This is a genomic window from Burkholderia sp. MS389, from assembly GCF_016899425.1.
Taxonomy (GTDB): Bacteria; Pseudomonadota; Gammaproteobacteria; order Burkholderiales; family Burkholderiaceae; genus Burkholderia; species Burkholderia sola.
In genome coordinates this window covers 1,021,669-1,045,001 of sequence record NZ_CP045994.1, presented here as the reverse complement: position 1 = coordinate 1,045,001, position 23,333 = coordinate 1,021,669, and the positions used below count along the sequence as shown (strand labels likewise).

Below are 23,333 nucleotides of genomic sequence, written 5' to 3'. Positions count from 1 at the left end.
TACCTTATGTCCCTCGTGCCCCGCGTCATTCCGCGTGGGGCAGATGGATGCCGAGCTCGATGAACAGCTCCGCGTGTCGCGCGTACTGCGAAGCAAAACGCAGGCGCGTCGCCGCGACGATGCATTCGAGTTCCGCGAGCGCGCGTTCGAAATTCTCGTTGATCACCACGTATTCCGCTTCCGACGCGTGTGCGATCTCGCTGCCGGCGGCCAGCAGGCGTCGCGTGATCACGTTCGGCTCGTCCTGGCCGCGCTTCTTCAGGCGTTCCTCGAGCGCGTCGAGCGACGGCGGCAGGATGAAGATGCCGACCGCGTTACGGAACTGCTTCTTCACCTGCAACGCACCCTGCCAGTCGATTTCGAGCAGCACGTCGTGGCCGTTCTTCATCTGCTCTTCGATCCAGACGCGCGACGTGCCGTAGTAGTTGCCGTGCACTTCCGCGCTCTCGAGAAATTCGTGCGCCGCGTGACGCGCGCGGAAATCGTCGACGGTCGTGAAGTGGTAGTGCTGGCCGTCCTGCTCGCCCGGGCGCGGCTTGCGCGTCGTGTACGAGATCGACAGGCAGATGTCGCTGTCCTTCGACAGCAGCGCATTCACGAGCGTCGACTTGCCGGCGCCCGACGGCGCGACGACCATGAACAGGTTACCGGGATAGACGCCGCCGTGCAGCGAATGCGACGCGTGGCCGTCGCGGGTGGATTCGGTCATGACAGCCTCCGCCGGGCCTGGCCACATCCGCATGAATCGGCTTTCGAAGGATGGGGGGGCTGCGCCCCCCCAAGCGAACGTAGTGAGCGTGGGGGTCGTTTCATCTCTTTACTCCAGGTTTTGCACTTGCTCGCGCATCTGCTCGATCAGCAGCTTCAGCGCCATCGACGCGTCGGCCAATTCCTTCGCCGCCGCCTTCGAGCCGAGCGTGTTCGCTTCGCGATTCAGTTCCTGCATCATGAAATCGAGACGCTTGCCGACGCGGCCGCCCTTCTCGATCACGTGACGCGTTTCGTTCAGGTGCGCGGTGAGCCGCGACAGTTCTTCCGCGATGTCGATCCGGATCCCGTACATCGTCACTTCCTGACGGATGCGCTCCGCGGCTTCCTCGCGCGTGACGACCGTCGAGCCGCCTTCGGGCGCCGCGAGGCCGAGCGCTTCCTGCAGCCGCTCGACGATCTTCTGCTGGTGCTTCGCGATCAGCTCCGGTACGAGCGGCGTGATGCGCGCGACGATCGCCTCCATCTCGGTGACGTTCGACAGCAGCATCGTCGCCAGTTGCGCGCCTTCGCGCGAACGCACGACGACGAGCTCGCCGATCGCTTCCTTGCCGCAGGCGAGCACGGCGTCGCGGATCGCGTCGGCCGACACGCCGGCCTCGGCGAGCACGCCGGGCCAGCGCAGGATTTCACCCGCGCGCAGACGGCCGACGCCCGGGAACGAATCGAGCACCGCGCGTTCGAGATCGGCAAGCTGGCCGAGCGCCGACTGGTTCAGCGCGCCCGCGCCGATGCTTTGCTCGCCGCGCTGCAGGTTGATGCGCACGTCGACCTTGCCGCGCGACAGTTTGTTCATCAGCATTTCGCGCAGCGCGGGTTCGCACGCGCGCACGTCGTCCGGCATCCGGAAATTGAGATCGAGGAAGCGCGAGTTCACGGTGCGCAGTTCGACCGACACGCTGGTGCCGCCGTTGCCGGCGGCCGTCGTGAGTTCGCGCGTCGCGCTCGCGTAGCCCGTCATGCTGTAGATCATGGTTCGTCTCGCCGTCTGGTGCCCTCGCGGGCGGGAATACATCGAGGCGCCCGGCGCATCGGAAAGCGCGGGGCGGGAAGCGCGCATTATCCCATTTTTGCGGACCACCCCGCCGGGGACGCCCGCCGTTCGGCGCTAAAATCGGGGTTTCCTCTCCTTCCGCGATTTCCCCATGACGTCTTCCGTTTCCCGCCCGAGCGGCCGCCGCGCCGACGAACTGCGCAAGGTCGCCCTCACGCGCCACTACACGAAACACGCCGAAGGCTCCGTGCTGGTCGAATTCGGCGACACCAAGGTGCTGTGCACCGCCAGCGTCGCCGAGCGCGTGCCCGAGTTCCTGCGCGAGCGCGGGCAAGGCTGGCTGACCGCCGAATACGGGATGCTGCCGCGCGCGACCCACACGCGCAGCGACCGTGAAGCGGCGCGCGGCAAGCAGACGGGCCGCACGCAGGAAATTCAGCGCCTGATCGGCCGCGCGCTGCGCGCGGTGTTCGATCTCGAGGCGCTCGGCCCGCGCACGATCCACATCGACTGCGACGTGATCCAGGCCGACGGCGGCACGCGCACGGCCAGCATCACCGGCGCGTTCGTCGCCGCGCACGACGCCGTGTCGAAGCTGATCGCGGCCGGCAAGCTCACGCGCTCGCCGATCACCGACCACGTCGCCGCGATCTCGGTCGGCGTGTACGAAGGCGCCCCCGTGCTCGACCTCGACTACGCGGAAGATTCGCGCTGCGACACCGACATGAACGTCGTGATGACCGGCGCGGGCGGCTTCGTCGAAGTCCAGGGCACGGCCGAAGGCGTGCCGTTCTCGCGCGCCGAGATGAACGCGCTGCTCGACCTCGCGCAGGGCGGGATCGCCGAGCTCGTGCGGTTGCAGAAAGAGGTCCTGGGTGCGAGCCATGCCTGACGACCGCACCGTCGCGCCGCTGTCGCGCATCGTTCTCGCGTCGAACAACGCGGGCAAGCTGCGCGAATTCACCGCGCTGTTCTCGACGGTCGGCATCGAGATCGTCCCGCAGGGCGACCTCGCGGTGCCGGAGGCGGAAGAGCCGTTCGGTACGTTCATCGAGAACGCGCTGACCAAGGCGCGCCATGCGTCGCGGCTCACCGGACTGCCGGCGATCGCCGACGATTCCGGCCTGTGCGTGCGCGTGTTGCGCGGCGCGCCGGGCGTCTATTCGGCGCGCTATGCGCAGCGCGCGGGCCGCGACAAGGGCGACGCGGCGAACAACGGGTATCTCGTCGAGCAGCTGCGCGGCGTCGCCGACCGGCGTGCGTACTACTGCTGCGTGCTCGCGCTCGTTCGCCATGCGGACGATCCGGAACCGCTATTCGCCGAAGGGCGCTGGGCCGGCGAGATCGTCGATACGCCGCGCGGCGAACACGGATTCGGCTACGACCCGTATTTCTACCTGCCGTCGCTCGGCGCGACGGCCGCCGAACTCGAGCCTGCAGTGAAGAACACGCACAGCCATCGCGCGCTGGCGCTGAAGGCGTTGCTCGCGCGGCTCGCGGAGGAAGCATGAGCCAGGCTTCGGACACCGGTGCGCGCGTCGTCGCGACCTTCACGTCGCCCGGCCAGGTGCGCCTCACGTCGCTGCCGCCGCTCGCGCTGTACGTGCATTTCCCGTGGTGCGTGCGCAAGTGCCCGTACTGCGATTTCAACTCGCATGAATGGAAAGGCGAACGGTTTCCGGAAGCCGACTATCTCGACGCGTTGCGCGCCGACCTCGAGCAGGCGCTGCCGCTCGTGTGGGGTCGGCAGGTGCATACCGTGTTCATCGGCGGCGGCACGCCGAGCCTGCTGTCGGCGGCCGGCCTCGACCGGATGCTGTCCGACGTGCGCGCGCTGCTGCCGCTCGACGCCGATGCCGAGATCACGCTCGAGGCGAACCCGGGGACCTTCGAAGCCGCGAAGTTCGCGCAGTTCCGCGCAAGCGGCGTGAACCGCCTGTCGGTCGGCATCCAGAGCTTCAACGAAGCGCACCTGAAGGCGCTCGGCCGGATTCACGACACCGCGCAGGCCCGCGCGGCCGTCGAGATCGCCGCGAAGAACTTCGACAACTTCAACCTCGACCTGATGTTCGCGCTGCCGAACCAGACGCTCGACGAATGCCGCACCGACATCGAGACCGCGCTGTCGTTCGCGCCGCCGCACCTGTCGCTGTATCACCTGACGCTCGAGCCGAATACGCTGTTCGCGAAGTTTCCGCCGGTCGTCCCCGACGACGACGCGTCGGCCGACATGCAGGAATGGATCCACGCGCGCACGGCCGACGCCGGCTACGGGCGCTACGAAGTATCCGCGTACGCGAAGCCGAATCATCAGTGCAAGCACAACCTGAACTACTGGCGCTTCGGCGACTATCTCGGGATCGGCGCGGGCGCGCACACGAAGCTGTCGTTCCCGAACCGGGTCCTGCGGCAAGCGCGCTACAAGCATCCGGCAACCTTCATCGAACAGGCGAAGGCCGGCACGGCCGTGCAGGAAGAGCGTGAAGTCGGCGCGCGCGACCTGCCGTTCGAATTCATGCTGAATATGCTGCGGCTCGTCGAGGGCTTTCCCGTGCACAGCTTCGTCGAACGGACGGGCCTGCCGATGAGCACGATCGAGCCGGCGTTGAAGGAAGCGGAACGGCGTGGGCTGATCACGCGCGATTTCACGCAAATCGCGCCGACGCCGCTCGGCCAGCGTTTTCTCAACGACCTGCAGGAATTGTTCCTGCGCGACGACTGAACGGATGAACGCGGCGGCATTTCGGTTACAATGCCGCCTCGTGTGGAAGCGTGGCCGAGCGGTTTAAGGCACTGGTCTTGAAAACCAGCGACGGGAAACTGTCCGTGAGTTCGAATCTCACCGCTTCCGCCAGGAAGTTCGCCGAACCCCGTCCATTCGCAGAATGACGGGGTTTTTGTTTGTCCGCACGCGTGCGCCCCGCACGTTCCGACGCATCGCGCCGGATGCCGTTACAATCCCGCGCTCCGATTCGCGAAACGGGAAATCCACGTCATGAAGCCCTTCCTCGTCTCGTCGCTCGTCGCCGTGCTGGCCGCCGTCAGCGCGCATGCGGCGGCCGACACCGCCTCCGGCAGCGACGCACAGGCGTCGTGCGCGATCGCGTACGTGACCGGCGTCGGCGGTTCGCCGCGCGGCCTGAGCGAGTATCTCGCGAGCCCGTCGCCATACAACTACCTGAAGGACAACGAGCTTCAGTGCAAGGTGGGCGACGACGGACGCACGTCGAACTGCACCGGCGTGACCTACCTGCGCAACGAACAGGTCAGCGTGTACGACGATTCCGACCCGGCGACGCTGACCGTCGTCGCGCGTGTGGAACTCGATCATGGCCAGAAGTATCCGGTGATCGTCGTCGTGCAGCGCAAGGACGCGCGCTGCAAGCAATGATGCGAAAAATACGATGATCCCCGTTTCCGTCGCCCGCTGATGGAATCGGCGCCGGATCGTCGACGCGTCGAAGCGACAGGGTGCGAGCGTCCCGGACGCCTGCCGCCGCACACCGCCTGACGCCTCCCGGCCCGCCCCGTCATCGCCTAGAATTCGTTCAACACGGCGACACGAACGCCGCCGCGTATTCGATGCCGCACGCGCCACCCCTGCGCGCGGCACACGGAGATCGCCATGACCGACCTGTCGACCGCGACGGACCACGTCGATTACGAAGGCTTCGAGATCCATGTCGTGCCGGCCGCGATGCCCGGCAGCGACACGCGCTATACCTACACCGGCTACGTGTGCCATCCGGGCGTGAATCCCGCGCTGCCCGGCCACGCGGTGCCGTTCCACGCGGATGGCGAAGAAAGCTTCGCGAGCGTCGACGAGGCGACCCACGAAGCCGTGCACATCGGCAAGAGCATCATCGACGGCACGCACCCCGACCTGTCGGTCCTGTCGCTCGTGACGCACGGCTTCTGACGCGGCCGGAACGCATCGCCGACGATTCCCCGGAAGGCTGCCGAGGTGGCCGCATCGGCTGACCGCGCCGCGCGGCCGGACGATCGCAGCGTGCCGCGGCTTTCAACCTTCCAGCACGCGTCCGCTGCGGACGCCGCCACATGTCGCGTCACATCGCGGTGCACGACGCGCGTGGCTCGACGCGGCGTCCGGCCGGCATCATCTGCGAGCGCAACGACCGGTCCCGCGCGCTATGCGTTTCCCCCCATATCGCCTCGCGTCGGTACGCCTATCATTTTTTTATCGTCCCTCCAGGCCATCACGTCATGCGCCCCCTTCCCCGTCCGTGCGTCGCCCGGCTGCGTGTTGCCGCGCTGGCCGTCGTCGCCCTGCTCGCCGCGTGCACGATCACGCCGCCTTCGTCGTTACGCTCGGTCGTGACGATTCCGTCGGTCATACGCAGCGGCAATCTCGACCAGTATCGCGTCGAGGTCGCGCACCGCGTCGCCGAACGCAATCCGTCCGGCATGCTGCACGGCACACCGCAGGCCATGCTGCGTTCGCTCGTCGTCGTGGCCTTCACCGTCGATGGCAACGGCCGCGTGATCAACGCATCCGTCTATCGCAGCAACGGCGACAGCGAGGCGGAAGCGCTCGCGCTCGCGTCGCTGCGCCGCTCGGCGCCGCTGCCGGCGCCGCCGTCGCGGCTGCTCGACGGCAACGGTCGGCTCGAACTGATGGAAGGCTGGCTCTTCAACGACGACGGCCACTTCCAGCTGCAAAGCACCGCGTCCGCGCAGGCGCAATCGATCGACTGACGCGCCGCCGCGGCCCGATTGCCGGGGGGCGGCAGCGCTGGCTATAATTTTCCGCACTCGCGCGGCCATCACGCCGCGCGCGCGTTCGCGCGCCCCACCCGGCAAGCGAGCCGACCACGCCGGCACCGGGCGGCGGCGACGTATCCGTCTCCATCGTCGACCGGCGGGTGACGTCCGCGCCACGGCGCGCGTCCACGCCGCCACCGCGTCATCCGCATCAATCATTTGCCCGGCGCGCCCGGCAGGCAGTCGCCTCCCCAGCGCACGCCCAGCCGGCTGCCCCAACGACAAAACGGAGACATCCATGTCCGCATCCCCCGCAACCGTTGCACACGCAACCGGTTCGGCCGGCGCCGTCAGCCACCGGCGCATCGTGTTCGCGAGCTTCATCGGCACCGCGATCGAGTTCTACGATTTCTACGTGTACGCGACGGCCGCCGCGCTCGTCATCGGCCCCGTATTCTTCCCGCACGGCTCCGCGACGGCGCAAGCGCTGTCCGCGTTCGTCACGTTCGGGATCGCGTTCATCGCGCGTCCGATCGGCTCGTTCCTGTTCGGGCACTTCGGCGACCGCATCGGCCGCAAGTCGACACTCGTCGCATCGCTGCTCGTGATGGGCGTGTCCACTACCGCGATCGGCTTCGTGCCCGGCTACGACGCGATCGGCGCGCTCGCGCCGGTGCTGCTGTGCGTGCTGCGCTTCGGCCAGGGAATCGGCCTCGGCGGCGAATGGGGCGGCGCTGCGCTGCTCGCGACCGAGCACGCGCCGCAAGGCAAGCGCGGCTGGTTCGGGATGTTCCCGCAACTGGGACCGTCGGTCGGCTTCCTGATGTCGAACGGGCTGTTCTTCGCGCTCGCGCTGTCGCTGTCCGACGCGCAGTTCCGCAGTTGGGGCTGGCGCATCCCGTTCCTCGTCAGCGCGGTGCTCGTCGCGCTCGGCCTGTACGTGCGGCTCAAGATCACCGAAACGCCCGCGTTCCAGGCAGCGCTCGACCGCAACGAGCGCGTGCGCGTGCCGGTCGCGACGCTCGTCACGCAGCACTGCCGGCCGACGCTGCTCGGCGCGCTCGCGATGGTCGTCTGCTACACGCTGTTCTACATCTCGACGGTGTTCTCGCTGTCGTACGGCGTGTCGGCGCTGCATATTCCGCGCCAGAGCTTCCTCGGCCTGCTGTGTTTCGCGGTGGTCTTCATGGGCGTCGCGACGCCGCTGTCCGCATGGGCGTCGGACCGCTTCGGCCGCAAGCCGGTGCTGGTCGTTGGCGCGATCGCCGCGCTGCTGTCGGGGTTCGCGATGGAACCGCTGCTCGGCAGCGGCTCGATGCCGCTCGTCGCGCTGTTCCTGACGATCGAGCTGTTCCTGATGGGCGTGACGTTCGCACCGATGGGCGCGCTGCTGCCCGAATTGTTCCCGACCAACGTCCGCTACACGGGCGCGGGCGTCGCGTACAACCTCGGCGGAATCCTCGGCGCGTCGATCGCGCCGTATATCGCGCAACTGCTGGTTGCGCGCGGCGGGCTGTCGTGGGTCGGCGGCTATGTGTCGGTGGCGGCGGCGATCAGCCTGATCGGCGTGCTGCTGATGCGCGAGACGCGCGACGCGTCGCTCGTCTGACCCTTCGGGGCGACCCGGGTTGTACGACGGCGGGCGCTGCCTATACTCGATCCTGGGCGCGTCGTTGCGCGCCCGGAGATCCCGCCCCGACAGGAGCCGCCGCCATGAATATCCGCCTTGCCAATGCCGATCTCGTGCTGATCCTTGCGCTCGCGCTCGGTGGCGCGCTGCTGCTCGCGCTGCGGTTTCGGCCGAAAACCTGGCGCGGCCTCGTGTTCGAGGCGCTGCTGGCGAATCTGGCGGCCATCGCCGCCGTCGTCACGGTCGAAGCGCTGCTCGCCTGACCGCGGCCGCCGCGCCGCGTCAGGCGGACAGCCGCGCGCGCACCGTGCCGTAGGCGGGGCAGACCGTATCGATCGCCTCCAGCGCCTCGTCGACGGTCGGCATCGCGCCCGGCTCGCCAATCGACAGCGCATTCGGCACGCCGCCGATCCCGCAATGGTGGCGCGACGTCGCGACGAAAATCATCACGGTGGGCCGCTGCAGTGCGTGCGCCATGTGCACGAACCCGGTATCGACGCCCACCACGAGCGCGGCCCGACCCAGCGCCGCGCCGAGCTCACGCACCGTCATCGCCGGTAACACGATCGCGCCCGGCGCCCGCGCGGCGATATCCCGTGCATCGTCGTGCTCGGCCGCCGATCCCCACGGCACCAGCACGCGCAAGCCGCGCGCCATCATCTGCGTCGCAAGGGCGGCCCAGTGTCCGGGCGGCCACTTCTTGTCGGGATTGGACGTCGCATGGAACAGCAGCATGAACGGCCCGCCGTCGGTCACGGCGGCGGGCAGGCTCGCATCCTGCGGCGCGACGATGCCGTGCGTGGCAGGCCCTTCCGGCACGTAGCCCAGCGCTTCGCCGGCACTCACCCGCATCCCGTGCCATGCGTCGCAGTCCGGCCGCGGACCGAAACGGTGCGAATACGCGAAGCGCGCGCCCGTTTCGCCGAGATCCTGCGTCTGGTAGCCGAAGCGACGCGCGCCACGCGCCAGCGACGAAATGATCGCGCTCTTGTACACGCCGTGCAGATCGATGATCGCGTCGTAGCGGTGCGCACGCAGCGCGCCGATCGATGCCGAGATCGCCTTCAGGTCGCCTGCGTTGCGCATTTTTTTGAAGCGGCGCAGCGGCGCGCACAGAACGGCGCTCACGCCCGGATGCCAGCGTACGACCTCCGCGCACGATTCGTCGACGGCCCAGTCGACCGTCACGCCGGGGAACGCGCGATGCAGGTCGGCGACGACAGGCAGCGTCTGGACGACGTCGCCGAGCGACGTCACTTTCACGATAAGGATTCGTTTCACGATTTGCGGGAATTCTCGACTGGCCATCTTGGCATGCTAACGACGGTTGCTATGTCCAGACATTACGCGAACATTACATTTGCAACAAATTGCATCTCTTTTGTGAATTTTTGTCGTCCTGCGCGGCGCGTCGTCGTCCCCGCTGGCATCGGTTCCTTTTTATAATCCTCTCTTTGCCCTCCGGCCGAGCCCATGCCGCGCCCCGCCCTTCCCGCGCTGTTTCCCGCCCTTACCCGCCGCTCGCTGCGAATCTGGCGCCAGTATGGTGTTTTCTGGCTCGGCGCGATCGTCGTCGGCCTCGCGGCCGTCCTGTATGCCCGATTGATCGACTGGGGCTACGAGACTTTCCGCGCGATGCGCGATCACGCCGTCTGGCTGCCGCTGCTGCTGACGCCGGCGATCGCCGCGTTGTCGGCATGGATCACGCGCCGCTTTTTCCGCGGCGCCGAGGGCAGCGGCATCCCGCAGGTGATCGCGACGCTGCATGCGCGCCCGAGCGCATTCGGCGCCCGGCTGCTGACGCTGCGCATCCTGTTCGGCAAGGTGCTGATCTCGTTCCTCGGCATCCTCGGCGGCTTCACGATCGGCCGCGAAGGGCCGACCGTGCAAGTCGGTGCGGCGCTGATGTTCAACCTGCGGCGCTTCTACCCGCGCTCGAACGCGCAGATCGAACGCCAGCTCGTGCTGGCCGGCGCGGCGGCCGGGCTGTCGGCCGCATTCAATACGCCGCTCGCGGGCATCGTGTTCGCGATCGAGGAACTGACCCGCAGCTTCTCCGCGCGCGCCAGCGGCGTACTGATTACCGCGATCATCCTCGCCGGCGTCGTCGCGCTCGGGCTGAACGGCAACTACACGTATTTCGGCACGATCAACGCCGGGCTCCATTTCCCGAAGCTGCTGGCGGTCGCGGTGCTGGTCACCGCGATCGTGACGGGCATCGCGGGCGGCCTGTTCTGCTGGTTGCTGCTGAACACGGGGCGCTGGCTGCCCGCGCGACTGCTGGGCCTGTATCGCGAGCGGCCGGTCGCGTTCGCCGCGCTGTGCGGCTTCACGATCGCCGTCGTCGGGCTCGTGTCCGGCGGCACGACGTTCGGCAGCGGCTATGCGGAGGCGCGCGGCCTGCTCGATGGCAGTCAGCAGCTGTCGGTGTTCTATCCGCTCCTGAAGATGGTGTCGATGGTCGCGTCGTACCTGCCGGGCATCCCGGGCGGGATCTTCGCGCCGTCGCTGTCGATCGGCGCCGGCTTCGGCAACGTGCTGCATGCCGTGTTCAGCAACATGAGCCTGCCGATGCTGATCGCGCTCGCAATGGTCGGCTACCTGGCCGCCGTCACGCAGTCGCCGATCACGTCGTTCGTGATCGTGATGGAAATGATCAACGGTCATGCGCTCGTGATTTCGCTGATGGCGACTGCACTGGTATCGAGCCGGGTATCGCGCTTTTTTGCGCCGCCGCTGTACGAAACGCTCGCGCAGCGCTATCTCGCGCCGCCCGCCGCGCCGGCCGCGGCAACCACTGCGGCCGCGGCCGGCAACATGACCGACGTGACCGAACCGCGGGATGCAACCGCGGCCCCCGCCGATCCGCTCGACACGCTGCGCGACGAAGGCGGCGACGAGCCGGCCGCTGCGGCGCCGGGCGACAGCGCCGCGGACACGGCGGCGCCGCACGATGCCGGGCCGGCTGCAACCAATGCAAACGGCCCGACGCAACAGCACGGCCCGCGCGACGCTCAGTAGATCACGACGGGCGCCGGCCGGTAGTAGACCGGCCGCGCCGGCACGACGATGCACCCGGCCAGCGTGATCGCGACGAGCGCGATGGCGATTGCGGTTCTTTTCATCGCGCCTGCCTCAAGCCCAGTGGCCGCGCGTCCAGAACCAGTTCGGACCGCGCTGGTCCCAATGCCCGGGCACCCATTGCATGCCGACGCGCTCGGCCTCCCAGTGGCCGCCGATCCACACGTAGCGGCTATGGTCCCAGTGCCAGTGCCCGCGGTCCCACACGTAGCCGACGCGCGTGGCCGGTACGACCTCGTAGCGCACGGGCGGCGGCGCATTCGGCGCGACGACGACGATTTCCTCAGTGCGCACGGCGACCGGCTCCGCGATGACCATGCGCCCCTGCGGCGCGATCACGGGCGTGCCGACGAGAATCTCGTCCGCGTGCACGGCGAACGGTGCGACGACGGCTGACAGGCCCGCGGCGAACAGCGCGAGCGAAACGATACGACGTGAAACGGTAGAGACAGCCATCACAACCTCCTGGTTGAACAACACACGTGAGCGTATTCGTTCAATGCGGGAGGGGCGATGACGGCCGACAGGCGTCGTGTTACGGCGTGCCCGAAAGTGCAACAGGGCGTAAGACGCGCACGGCGGCGGGCGCCGCCGTGCGGAAGGACACACGCTGAGCGTCAGGCTTGCGGGATCTCGATCTTCACTTCGAGGACTTCGAGGTCGTCCTGGCGCTCGAGGCTCACGCGGATGTCATCGTCCGAAATATGGACGTACTTCGAGATGACCGCGACGAGCTCTTTCTGCAGCGCCGGCAGGTAATCGGCCGGCGGCCGGCCGCCGACCCGCTCGTGCGCGATGATGAGCTGCAGGCGCTCCTTCGCGACCGATGCGGACTTCTTCTTCTCGCCGAGGAGAAACGAAAGGATGGACATGGGCGGCCTCCGTTACTTGCTGCCGAAGAGGCGCTGCAGCAGGCCCGGCTTCTGGTAATCGGTGAAGCGCAGCGGCTTGTCCTCGCCGAGAAAGCGGGCGACGACGTCCTTGTACGCTTCCGCGACGTCGGTGCCGTCGATATGCACGGCCGGCAGACCCTGGTTCGACGCATGCAGCACGGCTTCCGATTCGGGCACCACGCCGATCAGCTTGATGCGCAGGATCTCGCTGATGTCCTCGAGCGACAGCATCTCGCCTTCGCTCACGCGCTTCGGGCTGTAACGCGTGATCAGCAGGTGTTCCTTGATCGGCTCCTTGCCTTCGGTCGCGCGCTTCGTCTTCGACGACAGGATGCCGAGAATGCGGTCCGAGTCGCGCACCGACGACACTTCCGGGTTCGTGACGATCAGCGCTTCATCCGCGAAGTACATCGCGTGCAGCGCACCGGCCTCGATACCGGCCGGCGAATCGCAGACGATGTATTCGAAGTCCATCGCGACGAGGTCGTTCAGCACCTTCTCGACGCCGTCGCGCGTCAGCGCATCCTTGTCGCGCGTCTGCGACGCCGGCAGGATGAACAGGTTCTCGCACTTCTTGTCCTTGATCAGCGCCTGGTTCAGGTTCGCTTCGCCCTGGATCACGTTCACGAGGTCATACACGACGCGACGCTCGCAGCCCATGATGAGATCGAGGTTGCGCAGGCCGACGTCGAAGTCGATCACGGCCGTCTTGTGGCCGCGCAGCGCGAGACCCGACGCGAAGCTCGCGCTCGTCGTCGTCTTGCCCACGCCGCCCTTGCCCGAGGTCACCACGATGATTTTTGCCATTTACCCAATACCCTGTGTTCGTCAATGAGAGCCGATCGATCCGGAGCGCACCGCGTGAATCACGTCAGGCGCAGCGGTTCGATCATCAGTTTTTCCTCTTCGAGCCGGATCTGTACCGATTTGCCCAGTACGTCGGCGGGCAGCGGGTTCTCGGTCGTTCGATAGATACCCGCGATCGAAATCAGTTCCGGTTCGAGACACGTGCAGAAAATGCGCGCGTCGTGATTGCCGTGCACGCCCGCGAGCGCGCGGCCGCGCAACGGCGCGTAGATGTGGATATTGCCTTCCGCGATGATTTCCGCACCGTGACTGACCGGCGCGAGCACCACGAGGTCTCCTTTCGCGTAAATCTGCTGCCCCGAACGCAACGGCCGGTCGATCACCAGCGTCTGGCCGCCGGCCTGCACGAGTGTCGGCGCGGGTTCCGACGGCTGTTCGGGCGCCGCTGCGGCTGCCGCAGCGGCGGCGGGCTCGACGGCTGGCACGGCCGCCGGTTCCGCTTCGTCGGCCGGTTTCGCGGCCGGCGCGCGGCGATCGCGCGCCTCCAGCAACGGCAGGCCGGCTTCCCCCGCCCAGCCCTGCGTTGCCAGTGCGACGACGCCCACCGGACGCATCCGCACGTCGTTCAGCATCTGGCGGATGTCCGCGAGCGCGACGCGCTCGCCGTCAGCCAGGCGGCGGACGTCGATCGCGACGACATCGTCGGCGAAAAACTCGGGAGTCGCTTCGAAGCGCTTGACCAGTTCGGTACGCAACGCGTCGAGATCGGTCGTCTTCACGGTGAACAGCAACGTATCGACCGATCCGCTGCGCAGCTCGAAGAATGGCGATTTTTTAAGCGACATGGACACTCTGCAAAAATTTTTTGCGTATTTTACAGGCGTCCACGCGAGCGGCCATTATTTTTGGGACTCGGGATTGCGGCGGCCCGGGCGGACGCGCAATCGGCAGGCGGGCAGGCCAGCGGGCGATCGGGCTTTCGTCGCGCCGCGCGGCGGGCTATTTCGAGGTCGGGTCAGTGCTTCACCTGCGACACGAACAGCGATTTCATCGCGCCGGGCATCCGCGCGATCGGCGCATGTTCACCGGTGTTGCCGAAACCGGCACGCTCGTAGAAGCGGATCGCGTTGCGGTTCGCATCGGCGATCCACGCGTAGACGTCGGTGGCGCCGCGCTCGGCGAGCCATGCGGTGGCCGTCTCCAGCAGCAGCACGCCGCCGCGCAGATGACGCACCGCATGCGCGACCCACAGTTCGCTGACGAACGCGCGCCGATCGGGCGTGTTGTCGAAATACGCGCCGATCATGCCCGCCGGGTGGCCTTCGGTGTACAGCAGGAAAGTCGTCGACTCGTCGGACACGGCGCGCTGCGCGGCGATCGCCGACGCCGCGTCCGTTTCGACGGTCAGCAATTCGGCCTCCGGCGCTTCGCCGGGCGCATAGGGCTCACGCAGCGATGCGGCGCGGAGTTCGCGATACACGCCGCCCTGATCGGCAGCGATACGACGAACGGTCAAGATCGAACTCATGCAGGCACAGCCCCCTTCGGACAGCAAGCTAGTAGCTTCAACCGAAAGCGGGGCATGAGTCAAATCGTAATTTTCAAATGGCAGCGCGGATCGAAAGGCGGCAGATGTCATCAGCACGACTCGCGGCGCCCGGTGTGCAGGTGCAGCATCGGGGCATCGACGCGCGCGACGACGGGACGGTGGGCGCGATCGCGTGATCCGGCGCTTTGCGTCGTTCTCCTTGCGATGCGCGGCCGACCGGTTTGGCACTGCGTTGGAACGTGTCGCCGTGGTCGTAATGCTACGTAATATAAGCCAACGAAAAGCGCGCGGCGCCCCTGCTTCGGCGGCCTCGTTATTGCGATGCAACATTCGTTGCAGCCCCGTCACACCGGCCTGTGCGCGCCGCACGCCGAGCCAATCGTCTGACGAAGGCGCCGCCGCGCGGATCGATGCGCCGTCGTCAGCACGTTTCAATCGGCGCGTAGCGGCCCCTCCCGCCCTCCGGCCCGCGCACCTCGTCGTTTGGAGCGCCACGCCTAGCGCGGGGGTTTGGCAAGTGCGCGCACCAGTCGTATAACAGGCAGAACCGGGCAACGATCCGGCGCTGCCGCGCGCGTCGCGGACCACGAGGATTCGAACAATCTTGCATGCGGTCGCCTGCGGGCCGGCCGACTGGAGGGAGACAATGACAATGACCGACGGATCGGCCTCGGGCTGGTCGGATGGCAAGCGTTACCTGTGGCTGCTCGGCGCGCTGACGATCACGCTGCCGATCCTCGCCGCGCAGCTCGCGCTGGCGACGGGCCTTCACGTGTTCTGGTGGTTCGGCCCGCTGTTCGCGTTCGGCGTGATCCCGATCCTCGACACGCTGATCGGCGACGATCGCGACAATCCGCCCGAAGCGGTCGTGCCGCACCTCGAACGCGAGCGCTATTACCGATACATCGTCTATCTCGCGACGTTCGTCGAATACGTTGCGTTCTTCATGTGCGTGTGGATCGTCGGCACGCACGCGCTCGCGTGGTACGACTACGTCGGCTTCGCGCTGTCGCTCGGCGCCGCAACGGGCATCTCGATCAACACCGCGCACGAGCTCGGGCACAAGACCGACCGCTTCGAACGCTGGCTCGCGAAGATCACGCTCGCGCCGGTCGCGTACGGCCACTTCTACGTCGAGCACAATCGCGGCCATCACGTGCGCGTCGCGACGGCCGAGGATCCGGCGAGCGCGCGCTACGGCGAGTCGTTCTGGGCGTTCCTGCCGCGTACGGTGACCGGCAGCATCCGCTCGGCGTGGCGGCTCGAACAGGCTCGCCTCGAACGGCTCGGGCATTCGCCGTGGACCTGGCGCAACGAAGTACTGCATGCATGGGCGATGACCGCCGTCGTGTGGGGCATCGCGATCGCGATGGCCGGCAAGGTCGTGATCCCGTTCCTCGTGATCCAGGCCGTCTACGGCGCGTCGCTGCTCGAAGTGGTGAACTACGTCGAGCACTACGGGCTCGGCCGCCGCAAGCTGCCGAACGGGCGCTACGAACGCTGCACGCCGCAGCATTCGTGGAACAGCAATCACGTCGTCACGAATCTGTTCCTGTACCAGTTGCAGCGGCACGCCGACCATCACGCGAATCCGACGCGCTCGTACCAGGCGCTGCGCCACTTCGACGATGCGCCGCAATTGCCGGCCGGCTACGCGACGATGATCCTGTTCGCGTACGTGCCGCCGCTCTGGTATCGCGTGATGAACCCGCGGGTCGTCGCGCACTATCGCGGCGACATGGCGCAATCGAATATCAAGCCGGCGATCCGCGACAGGGTGCTGGCGCAGTATCCGGCGGCGGGCTGATGGGTCGGCAGCACTGTGTAGAAGCCGGCGAGCGCTGCTTGAGACGGTCGGCGCGCCGGCATCCGGTTTCGCAGGCGCACGGTGCGGCAGCGACGCCGTCACCCGATTTCCGGCAACGCGAACATGGCCCGGTGACGACGGCAATCGGCCATGCACAACCTTCAGGACTTCCGACAGTCAGTGCGGCACGGGGCGGCCGTATTCGTCATGCAGCGAGCCCGCATTGAAGAGGCGGCACGATCGCGCCGCTATCGTCCGGCACGACGCGATGCGCCCGTAGCCGCCTGTCGTCACCGCATCCGCAATCGACGCACTGCACCGACGACCCAAAACGAAAAACCCCTTGATCCTTTCGGATCAAGGGGCTTCGTATTTTGGCGGAGAGGGTGGGATTCGAACCCACGGTACGGGGAAACCGTACGCCTGATTTCGAGTCAGGTACATTCGACCACTCTGCCACCTCTCCTTCCTTACTGCATTTCGCGGCTGGTCGTTTCCGCGAGAAAAAGATTATAAGACGATCGATTCGCGGCTGACAAGCCCTTTCTGCAAATTTTTTGCGAGGGCGCGAAAGACCGGCGTTACGACGCCTGCACCGGCGCGTCGATCCGCTCCATGCCGCCCATGTACGGACGCAGCACTTCCGGCACCGTGACCGAGCCGTCCGCGTTCTGGTAGTTCTCCAGCACCGCGACGAGCGTGCGGCCGACCGCCAGGCCCGAACCGTTCAGCGTATGCACGAGCTCCGGCTTGCCCTGCGCGTTGCGGAACCGCGCCTGCATCCGGCGCGCCTGGAACGCCTCGGTGTTCGAGCAGCTCGAGATCTCGCGATAGGTGTTCTGCGCGGGCAGCCATACCTCGAGGTCGAACGTCTTCGCGGCCGAGAAGCCCATGTCACCCGTGCACAGCGTGATCACGCGGTACGGCAGGCCGAGCTTCTGCAGGATCGCTTCCGCGTGGCCGACCATCTCGTCGAGCGCCGCGTACGACGTTTCCGGCGCGACGACCTGCACCATCTCGACCTTGTCGAACTGGTGCTGACGGATCATCCCGCGCGTGTCGCGGCCGTACGAACCGGCTTCCGAGCGGAAGCACGGCGAATGCGCGGTGAGCTTGATCGGCAGCGCCGACGCGTCGACGATCGACTCGCGCACGGTGTTCGTCAGCGAAATCTCGGACGTGGAGATCAGGTATTGCGTGACCGTGTTTTCCGCACCGCCCTTCTCGACGCGGAACATGTCGTCCGCGAATTTCGGCAACTGGCCCGTGCCGTACAGGATCTCCGGGTTCACGATGTACGGCGTGTATGTTTCGGTATAGCCGTGCTGCTGCGTGTGCGTGTCGATCATGAACTGCGCGAGCGCGCGGTGCAGGCGCGCGATCGGGCCGCGCAGCATCGTGAAGCGCGCCCCGGCGAGCTTCACGCCCGTCTCGAAATCGAGGCCGAGCGGGGTGCCGACGTCGACGTGATCCTTCACCGCGAAGTCGAACTGCCGCGGCGTGCCCCAGCGGCGCGCCTCGACGTTGTCGGCTTCGTCCTTGCCGACCGGCACGCTGTCGTGCGCGACGTTCGGCATGCCCAGCATCAGGTCGGACAGGCGCGCCTGGATCTCGCCGAGCTTGGCTTCCGACGCCTTCATGTCGTCGCCGATCCCGCTGACCTCGGCCATCACGGCCGACGTGTCCTCGCCCTTGCCCTTCATCGCGCCGATCTGCTTCGACAGGCTGTTGCGGCGCGCCTGGAGCTCTTCGGTGTGGGTCTGGATCGCGCGGCGTTCCGCTTCGAGTGCGGAGAACGCGGCGACGTCGAGGGTGTAGCCGCGATCGGCGAGGCGCTTGGCGACGCCGTCGAGGTCTTTGCGCAGCAACTGGATGTCGAGCATGGGAGGACTTGGAAAATCGTTGTGTAAGACGGGAATTCTAACGCACCGCGCGGCCGCCACGGCGTCGGCCGGATGGACAATGCCGCAAATGGGCAGCCATGGCAGTATCGCATTCGCGGCCCGCCGCCTCGGCGGCCGGCGAATTGCCGCGCGCGTGGCCATGACGGATCGCACCACGCCCGCGCCGGCCGGCGGCAACCGAATCGGGCGGAGCGCCGGCTCCGCGTCACAGCTCCCAAGGAATCCGATGACCATCGAACTCGACAAGGATGTCCGCGACCGCGCGATCGCGTCGCTGCAACGTTATTTCACAGAAAACATGGACGAGCCGATCGGCAACATCCAGGCCGGCGCGCTGCTGCATTTCTTCATTCAGGAAGTCGCACCGGCGATCTACAACCTCGCGATCGCCGACGCGCAGGAACGCCTGCATGCGCGGGTCGCCGAACTCGACATCGAATGCCACGAAGAGCCGTTCGAATACTGGAAGAAACAGCAGCCGGCCCGCAAGCGCTGACGCCTGCGCGGCGGCGCGGATCGAACCGGCGCGCGCGGCGCCGTCAATCCTTCTTGCCGGCCTCGCGATCAAGCTCGCGCAGCCAGGCGAGCTTCTCGGCGATCTTCGACTCGAGCCCGCGCGGCACCGGCTGATACCAGCGCGGCTCGCGCATCCCGTCCGGCAGGTACGTCTCGCCGGCCGCGTACGCGTTCGGCTCGTCGTGCGCGTAACGATAAGCGTGGCCGTAGCCGAGCTCCTTCATCAGCCTGGTCGGCGCGTTGCGCAGGTGCACGGGCACCTCGCGCGACTTGTCCTGCTTCACGAACGCCATCGCCTGGTTGAACGCGTTGTAGCCGGCGTTGCTCTTCGCCGCGCACGCGAGATAGATCACCGCCTGCCCGAGCGCGAGTTCGCCTTCCGGCGAGCCGAGCCGCTCGTAGGTTTCGGCCGCGTCGTTCGCCACCTGCAACGCGCGCGGGTCGGCCAGGCCGATGTCTTCCCACGCCATCCGCACGATGCGCCGCGCGAGATACTTCGGATCCGCGCCGCCGTCGATCATCCGGCAGAACCAGTACAGCGCGCCGTCCGGGCTCGACCCGCGCACCGACTTGTGCAGCGCCGAAATCTGGTCGTAGAAATTGTCGCCGCCCTTGTCGAAGCGCCGCGCGTTCAGCGTCATCGCGTTGCTGACGAAATCGGCATCGATCGTCGCGACCCCGGCCGACGTCGCCGCCGTCTGCGCCTGTTCGAGCAGGTTCAGGAAGCGGCGCGCGTCGCCGTCCGCGTAGCCGACCAGCGTATCGATCGCCTTGTCGTCGAACGCGAGGCCGTCGAGCGCGATTTCCTGCGCACGCTTCAGCAACTGGCGCATCTCGTCATCGTTCAGCGACTTCAGCACGTACACCTGCGCCCGCGACAGCAATGCCGAATTGACCTCGAAACTCGGGTTTTCGGTCGTCGCGCCGATGAAGGTCACGAGGCCCGATTCGACGAACGGCAGCAGCGCATCCTGCTGCCCCTTGTTGAAACGGTGGATCTCGTCGACGAACAGGATCGTGTGGCGGCCGGTACGGTTCAGCGTGTCCTTCGCCTGCTCCATCGACTCGCGGATGTCCTTCACGCCGCCGAGCACGGCGGACAGCGCGATGAACTCGCAGTCGAACGCGAGCGCGGTGAGCCGCGCGAGCGTCGTCTTGCCAACGCCGGGCGGCCCCCACAGGATCATCGAATGCGGCTTGCCCGATTCGAACGCGAGCCGCAGCGGCTTGCCTTCGCCCAGCAAATGCGTCTGGCCGATCACCTCGGCGAGCGTCTTCGGCCTCAGCGCCTCGGCGAGCGGGCGGCGCGGCTCGACTTGAAACAGGTCGGACATGAACCCTCGCTCCACATCAAACGGTCGCGGCCGAACCGGCCGCCGGACCTGACATTATGACAGCCGCGCGAGCGCGCCGCCGGGCCTGGTACCCGCGTCCGTTACACGCGTCCGTTACACGCGTCCGTTACACGCGTCCGTTACACGCGTCCGTTACACGCGTCCCCAAACAACACGGGCCTGCCGTCGCCGGCAGGCCCGTGTCGGGAAAACGGCGCAGCGAAGGTCAGCCGTTGATCACGTCCGCGCCCTTCGGCACGACGAACTTGAACGTATCGCCCTTCAGCGACGGGTTCGTCTGGATGTTCGTGAAGGTCAGCAGCGTCACGTTGCCGAACACGTCGTGCAGCTCCATCGCAGCAAGCGTGCCGTTGCGGAAACCGATGCCGATCCGCTGGAACTGCGTGTCCTGCGCCTTCGGCAGCATCTCGAGCCATTCGATGCCGCCCTTCTCGCCGGCATCGCGCAGCGTGTAGTTCTTGTCGAGATCGTTGCTGCCGAACAGGATCGCCGCGGGGCTCGCGCCCAGCGCGCCGTTCAGCTTGCGCTCGGTAACCTGGTTCAGGTCGCGGTCGTACACGTAGAGCTTGTCGCCGTCGGCTTGCAGCACCTGCTGGTACGGCTTCTGGTACGTCCAGATGAACTTGCCCGGCCGCGCGAACACGAACGTGCCGCTCGAATTGTCGGTGGGCTTCGGTGCGGCCTGCACGGCGCTCGCGCCCTTGGCCGGCGCCTTGACGATCTGCTGCGTGAAATCGCCCTTCGCCGAACGCACCTGGGACACGAAGGCCTTCAGTTGCTCGGTGCCACCCGCGAACGCGTGCGTCGCCGCGAGCATCAGCGATGCGCCGGCGAGCGCCGCGCCGAGCCAGCGCCGCGTCGAACGAAGGGACATTGCGAACGAATGTTGCTGCATATTGCGGTTTTCTCCGTGGGTGGCCGGCGCTGCGGGCGCCGCGGACTCATTCCGCGTCGCGCGCCGGCACAAGAATTTCGCGGTTGCCGCTCGACGACATCGCCGACACGAGCCCCGACTGCTCCATCTGCTCGAGCAGCCGCGCCGCGCGGTTGTAGCCGATTCGCAGATGGCGCTGCACGAGCGAGATCGACGCGCGGCGGTTCTTGATGACGATCTCGACCGCCTGGTCGTACAGCGGATCAGACTCGCCGCCGCCTTCGCCGGTTCCCGCGCCGGCCGAGCCCTCGTCGCCGTCGGCGGTGCCGCCTTCGAGCAGACCCTCGACGTAGTTCGGCTCGCCCTGCTCCTTGAGCTTCTCGACGACGCGGTGCACTTCGTCGTCGGCAACGAACGCGCCGTGCACGCGCACGGGCAGCCCCGAGCCGGGCGGCAGGTACAGCATGTCGCCCATCCCGAGCAGCGATTCGGCGCCCATCTGGTCGAGAATCGTGCGCGAGTCGATCTTCGACGAGACCTGGAACGCGATCCGCGTCGGCACGTTCGCCTTGATCAGGCCGGTGATCACGTCGACGGACGGCCGCTGCGTCGCGAGGATCAGGTGGATGCCGGCCGCCCGCGCCTTCTGCGCGATCCGCGCGATCAGTTCCTCGACCTTCTTGCCGACGACCATCATCAGGTCGGCCAGCTCGTCGATCACGACGACGATGTTCGGCAGGCGGCCGAGCGGCTCGGGATCTTCCGGCGTCAGGCTGAACGGGTTCGGGATCTTCTCCTCGCGCTTCGCCGCCTCGTCGATCTTGTTGTTGTAGCCGGCGAGGTTGCGCACGCCGAGCTTGCTCATCAGCTTGTAGCGGCGCTCCATCTCCGCGACCGTCCAGTTCAGCGCATGGCCGGCCTGGCGCATGTCGGTGACGACCGGGCACAGCAGGTGCGGAATGCCTTCGTAGACGCTCATTTCGAGCATCTTCGGATCGATCAGGATCAGGCGCACCTGGTCGGCGGTGGCCTTGTACAGCAGCGACAGGATCATCGCGTTGATCCCGACCGACTTGCCCGAACCGGTCGTACCGGCCACCAGCAGGTGCGGCATCTTCGCGAGATCCGCGCACACCGGCTTGCCGCCGATGTCCTTGCCGAGGCTCAGCGTCAGCGCCGACGACGCGGCCGCATACACCTCGGAGCCGATGATCTCGGACAGGTGCACCGTCTGCCGGCGCTGGTTCGGCAGTTCGAGCGCCATGTAGTTCTTGCCGGGAATCGTCTCGACCACGCGGATCGACACGAGCGACAGCGAACGCGCGAGATCCTTCGCGAGGTTGACGATCTGGCTGCCCTTCACGCCGGTGGCCGGCTCGATCTCGTAGCGCGTGACGACCGGGCCCGGATACGCGGCGACGACGCTCGCCTCGACGCCGAAGTCCTTGAGCTTCTTCTCGATCAGGCGCGACGTGAATTCGAGCGTATCGGCGGAAATCGCTTCCTGCGTCTTCGGCGCCGGGTCGAGCAGCGACACCGGCGGCAGCGTCGAATCGCCCGGCAGGTCGGTAAAGAGCGGCACCTGGCGCTCGCGCTCGACGCGCTCGGACTTCGCCGGCGTGACGACCGGCGGCACGATCGTCACCGGCTCGTGATCCTCGATGCGCACGCGCTCCTCTTCGACCTTGCCTTCGCGGCGCACCGCCGCGGCCTCGCCGAGCTTGCGGTCGCGCTCGGCCTCGCGGCGCAGCTTCGCGACGTTGACGGCGGACAGGATCGCGCCGCCGACGCGCTCGGCGACCGACAGCCACGAGAAGCGGAAATACAGCGACAGGCCGATCGCGAGCGCGATCAGCAGCAGCAGCGTGCCGCCCGTGAAGCCGAACGCATGCGACATCGCGCCCGCGACGGCCTCGCCGACGACGCCGCCCGGCGCGCGCGGCAACTGCACCTTCAGCGACCACATGCGCAGCGCCTCGATGCCGTCGCACGCGAGCACGACCAGCACGAACGCGAAGATCTCGGTGAGCCAGCCGATCGGCCGCTCCGGTTCGTCGGGAATCGCGTCGTGGCGCGTGATGCGGCGGTAGTTGACGGCGATGCGCCGCCCGAGCGGCACGATCAGCCAGTAGGCCGACAGGCCGAACAGCAGCAGGATGATGTCGGCCGTCCATGCGCCGACGCGGCCGGCCCAGTTCGAGATGTGATCGACCTGGGCGGCGTGCGTCCAGCTCGGATCGCGCCGGCTGTAGCTCAGCAGGGCCATCACCAGAAAGGCGCAGAGCGCGACCTGGAGAATCCAGCGGATCTCCGTGAGGAGCTTCGACATCCGGTGCGGCAACGCCTGTGCCTGGGCGGAATAAGGAGCTTTTGCCATGAATCCGTATAAAGAGGACGAGCCGTGCGCCCGCCTGTCGTTCGATCGCGCTTATT

At 67.1% G+C, this 23,333-nt stretch carries 22 protein-coding genes, 2 tRNA genes and 1 pseudogene; 12 read left to right on the top strand and 13 right to left on the bottom strand.

What is annotated here, in order from left to right; genetic code table 11:
- Positions 1–25 precede the first annotated feature (25 nt).
- Positions 26–709 carry a guanylate kinase gene (gene gmk / locus GJG85_RS04890; protein WP_050011582.1) on the bottom strand — a complete coding sequence of 228 codons (684 nt, stop codon included), beginning with the start codon at positions 707–709 and terminating at the stop codon, positions 26–28.
- Positions 710–817: 108 nt separating this feature from the next.
- A complete protein-coding gene (locus GJG85_RS04885; protein ID WP_050011583.1) occupies positions 818–1,741 on the bottom strand; it encodes a YicC/YloC family endoribonuclease in 924 nt (307 codons plus the stop codon).
- Between the two features lie 172 nt (positions 1,742–1,913).
- Between GJG85_RS04885 and rph the strand changes: the two genes are divergently transcribed.
- The 9 genes from rph (at position 1,914) to GJG85_RS04840 (ending at position 8,377) form a co-directional block, all read left to right on the top strand.
- A complete protein-coding gene (rph, locus tag GJG85_RS04880; protein ID WP_050011584.1) occupies positions 1,914–2,654 on the top strand; it encodes a ribonuclease PH in 741 nt (246 codons plus the stop codon).
- Positions 2,647–3,273 carry an RdgB/HAM1 family non-canonical purine NTP pyrophosphatase gene (gene rdgB / locus GJG85_RS04875; protein WP_050011585.1) on the top strand — a complete coding sequence of 209 codons (627 nt, stop codon included), beginning with the start codon at positions 2,647–2,649 and terminating at the stop codon, positions 3,271–3,273. Before rph ends, rdgB begins: the two co-directional genes overlap by 8 nt.
- A complete protein-coding gene (gene hemW, locus GJG85_RS04870) occupies positions 3,270–4,484 on the top strand; it encodes a radical SAM family heme chaperone HemW (RefSeq protein ID WP_176016847.1) in 1,215 nt (404 codons plus the stop codon). The genes rdgB and hemW overlap by 4 nt, the downstream gene beginning before the upstream one ends.
- A 44-nt stretch (positions 4,485–4,528) precedes the next feature.
- Positions 4,529–4,616 (top strand) — tRNA-Ser (locus tag GJG85_RS04865).
- Between the two features lie 141 nt (positions 4,617–4,757).
- Positions 4,758–5,153, top strand: a complete 396-nt coding sequence (locus GJG85_RS04860) for a hypothetical protein (RefSeq protein WP_050011587.1) — start codon at positions 4,758–4,760, stop codon at positions 5,151–5,153.
- A gap of 234 nt (positions 5,154–5,387) precedes the next feature.
- Entirely contained in the window at positions 5,388–5,681 is a 294-nt protein-coding gene (locus GJG85_RS04855) for a hypothetical protein (protein ID WP_050011588.1), read from the top strand.
- A 305-nt stretch (positions 5,682–5,986) separates the two neighbouring features.
- Complete coding sequence (locus GJG85_RS04850) at positions 5,987–6,478, top strand: energy transducer TonB (protein WP_050011589.1); 492 nt, start codon at positions 5,987–5,989, stop codon at positions 6,476–6,478.
- A 304-nt stretch (positions 6,479–6,782) separates the two neighbouring features.
- A complete protein-coding gene (locus GJG85_RS04845) occupies positions 6,783–8,093 on the top strand; it encodes an MFS transporter (protein WP_050011590.1) in 1,311 nt (436 codons plus the stop codon).
- 104 nt (positions 8,094–8,197) lie between these two features.
- Complete coding sequence (locus tag GJG85_RS04840; RefSeq protein WP_006486620.1) at positions 8,198–8,377, top strand: hypothetical protein; 180 nt, start codon at positions 8,198–8,200, stop codon at positions 8,375–8,377.
- Between the two features lie 19 nt (positions 8,378–8,396).
- On the opposite strand, the gene waaC is transcribed toward GJG85_RS04840, so the two are convergent.
- Complete coding sequence (gene waaC, locus GJG85_RS04835; protein ID WP_050011591.1) at positions 8,397–9,395, bottom strand: lipopolysaccharide heptosyltransferase I; 999 nt, start codon at positions 9,393–9,395, stop codon at positions 8,397–8,399.
- 192 nt (positions 9,396–9,587) lie between these two features.
- Between waaC and GJG85_RS04830 the strand changes: the two genes are divergently transcribed.
- On the top strand, positions 9,588–11,135 hold the full coding sequence (locus GJG85_RS04830; RefSeq protein ID WP_050011592.1) for a chloride channel protein: 1,548 nt from the start codon (positions 9,588–9,590) through the stop codon (positions 11,133–11,135).
- Positions 11,136–11,249: 114 nt separating this feature from the next.
- On the opposite strand, the gene GJG85_RS04825 is transcribed toward GJG85_RS04830, so the two are convergent.
- From GJG85_RS04825 to GJG85_RS04805, 5 genes are all read right to left on the bottom strand, one after another.
- Positions 11,250–11,651 (bottom strand): YXWGXW repeat-containing protein, encoded by a 402-nt coding sequence (locus tag GJG85_RS04825; RefSeq protein WP_050011593.1) that lies wholly within the window; start codon positions 11,649–11,651, stop codon positions 11,250–11,252.
- Positions 11,652–11,812: 161 nt separating this feature from the next.
- The gene (gene minE, locus GJG85_RS04820) at positions 11,813–12,067 is read right to left on the bottom strand and encodes a cell division topological specificity factor MinE (RefSeq protein WP_006476634.1); all 255 of its coding nucleotides are present in this window, start codon (positions 12,065–12,067) and stop codon (positions 11,813–11,815) included.
- Positions 12,068–12,079: 12 nt separating this feature from the next.
- Positions 12,080–12,895, bottom strand: a complete 816-nt coding sequence (gene minD / locus GJG85_RS04815; protein ID WP_006476635.1) for a septum site-determining protein MinD — start codon at positions 12,893–12,895, stop codon at positions 12,080–12,082.
- Positions 12,896–12,954: 59 nt separating this feature from the next.
- Positions 12,955–13,740, bottom strand: a complete 786-nt coding sequence (gene minC / locus GJG85_RS04810) for a septum site-determining protein MinC (protein WP_046545139.1) — start codon at positions 13,738–13,740, stop codon at positions 12,955–12,957.
- Between the two features lie 170 nt (positions 13,741–13,910).
- Positions 13,911–14,534, bottom strand: coding sequence for a GNAT family N-acetyltransferase (locus GJG85_RS04805; protein ID WP_235356145.1), 624 nt, complete (start codon positions 14,532–14,534; stop codon positions 13,911–13,913).
- Positions 14,535–15,090: 556 nt separating this feature from the next.
- Here GJG85_RS04805 and GJG85_RS04795 point away from each other — a divergent pair.
- On the top strand, positions 15,091–16,251 hold the full coding sequence (locus GJG85_RS04795; RefSeq protein ID WP_050011595.1) for an alkane 1-monooxygenase: 1,161 nt from the start codon (positions 15,091–15,093) through the stop codon (positions 16,249–16,251).
- Between the two features lie 375 nt (positions 16,252–16,626).
- Here GJG85_RS04795 and GJG85_RS04790 read toward each other — a convergent pair.
- Together GJG85_RS04790 and serS are read right to left on the bottom strand one after the other, a co-directional pair.
- A tRNA-Ser gene (locus GJG85_RS04790) sits at positions 16,627–16,717 on the bottom strand.
- Positions 16,718–16,832: 115 nt separating this feature from the next.
- Positions 16,833–18,134 (bottom strand): serine--tRNA ligase, encoded by a 1,302-nt coding sequence (gene serS, locus GJG85_RS04785; RefSeq protein WP_204383716.1) that lies wholly within the window; start codon positions 18,132–18,134, stop codon positions 16,833–16,835.
- Positions 18,135–18,381: 247 nt separating this feature from the next.
- Between serS and GJG85_RS04780 the strand changes: the two genes are divergently transcribed.
- Positions 18,382–18,651 (top strand): DUF2164 domain-containing protein, encoded by a 270-nt coding sequence (locus GJG85_RS04780; protein ID WP_050011597.1) that lies wholly within the window; start codon positions 18,382–18,384, stop codon positions 18,649–18,651.
- A gap of 43 nt (positions 18,652–18,694) precedes the next feature.
- Here GJG85_RS04780 and GJG85_RS04775 read toward each other — a convergent pair whose 3' ends face one another.
- From GJG85_RS04775 to GJG85_RS04765, 3 genes and pseudogenes are all read right to left on the bottom strand, one after another.
- On the bottom strand, positions 18,695–20,005 hold the full coding sequence (locus GJG85_RS04775; RefSeq protein WP_011544833.1) for a replication-associated recombination protein A: 1,311 nt from the start codon (positions 20,003–20,005) through the stop codon (positions 18,695–18,697).
- 226 nt (positions 20,006–20,231) lie between these two features.
- Positions 20,232–20,879: pseudogene (gene lolA, locus GJG85_RS04770) on the bottom strand (outer membrane lipoprotein chaperone LolA); the annotation flags it as partial.
- An 88-nt stretch (positions 20,880–20,967) separates the two neighbouring features.
- Positions 20,968–23,277, bottom strand: a complete 2,310-nt coding sequence (locus GJG85_RS04765) for a DNA translocase FtsK (RefSeq protein WP_050011599.1) — start codon at positions 23,275–23,277, stop codon at positions 20,968–20,970.
- Between the last annotated feature and the right edge of the window lie 56 nt (positions 23,278–23,333).

Coding starts and splice junctions, on each gene's coding strand:
- rdgB (WP_050011585.1), top strand. CDS start 2,647: ATGCCTGACGACCGCACCGTCGCGCCGCTGTCGCGCATCGTTCTCGCG.
- GJG85_RS04885 (WP_050011583.1), bottom strand. CDS start 1,741: ATGATCTACAGCATGACGGGCTACGCGAGCGCGACGCGCGAACTCACG.
- serS (WP_204383716.1), bottom strand. CDS start 18,134: ATGCTCGACATCCAGTTGCTGCGCAAAGACCTCGACGGCGTCGCCAAG.
- GJG85_RS04840 (WP_006486620.1), top strand. CDS start 8,198: ATGAATATCCGCCTTGCCAATGCCGATCTCGTGCTGATCCTTGCGCTC.
- gmk (WP_050011582.1), bottom strand. CDS start 709: ATGACCGAATCCACCCGCGACGGCCACGCGTCGCATTCGCTGCACGGC.
- GJG85_RS04860 (WP_050011587.1), top strand. CDS start 4,758: ATGAAGCCCTTCCTCGTCTCGTCGCTCGTCGCCGTGCTGGCCGCCGTC.
- GJG85_RS04795 (WP_050011595.1), top strand. CDS start 15,091: ATGACAATGACCGACGGATCGGCCTCGGGCTGGTCGGATGGCAAGCGT.
- minE (WP_006476634.1), bottom strand. CDS start 12,067: ATGTCCATCCTTTCGTTTCTCCTCGGCGAGAAGAAGAAGTCCGCATCG.
- GJG85_RS04805 (WP_235356145.1), bottom strand. CDS start 14,534: ATGACATCTGCCGCCTTTCGATCCGCGCTGCCATTTGAAAATTACGAT.
- GJG85_RS04830 (WP_050011592.1), top strand. CDS start 9,588: ATGCCGCGCCCCGCCCTTCCCGCGCTGTTTCCCGCCCTTACCCGCCGC.
- GJG85_RS04855 (WP_050011588.1), top strand. CDS start 5,388: ATGACCGACCTGTCGACCGCGACGGACCACGTCGATTACGAAGGCTTC.
- GJG85_RS04780 (WP_050011597.1), top strand. CDS start 18,382: ATGACCATCGAACTCGACAAGGATGTCCGCGACCGCGCGATCGCGTCG.
- GJG85_RS04825 (WP_050011593.1), bottom strand. CDS start 11,651: ATGGCTGTCTCTACCGTTTCACGTCGTATCGTTTCGCTCGCGCTGTTC.
- minC (WP_046545139.1), bottom strand. CDS start 13,740: ATGTCGCTTAAAAAATCGCCATTCTTCGAGCTGCGCAGCGGATCGGTC.
- GJG85_RS04845 (WP_050011590.1), top strand. CDS start 6,783: ATGTCCGCATCCCCCGCAACCGTTGCACACGCAACCGGTTCGGCCGGC.
- GJG85_RS04765 (WP_050011599.1), bottom strand. CDS start 23,277: ATGGCAAAAGCTCCTTATTCCGCCCAGGCACAGGCGTTGCCGCACCGG.
- GJG85_RS04775 (WP_011544833.1), bottom strand. CDS start 20,005: ATGTCCGACCTGTTTCAAGTCGAGCCGCGCCGCCCGCTCGCCGAGGCG.
- hemW (WP_176016847.1), top strand. CDS start 3,270: ATGAGCCAGGCTTCGGACACCGGTGCGCGCGTCGTCGCGACCTTCACG.
- GJG85_RS04850 (WP_050011589.1), top strand. CDS start 5,987: ATGCGCCCCCTTCCCCGTCCGTGCGTCGCCCGGCTGCGTGTTGCCGCG.
- minD (WP_006476635.1), bottom strand. CDS start 12,895: ATGGCAAAAATCATCGTGGTGACCTCGGGCAAGGGCGGCGTGGGCAAG.
- rph (WP_050011584.1), top strand. CDS start 1,914: ATGACGTCTTCCGTTTCCCGCCCGAGCGGCCGCCGCGCCGACGAACTG.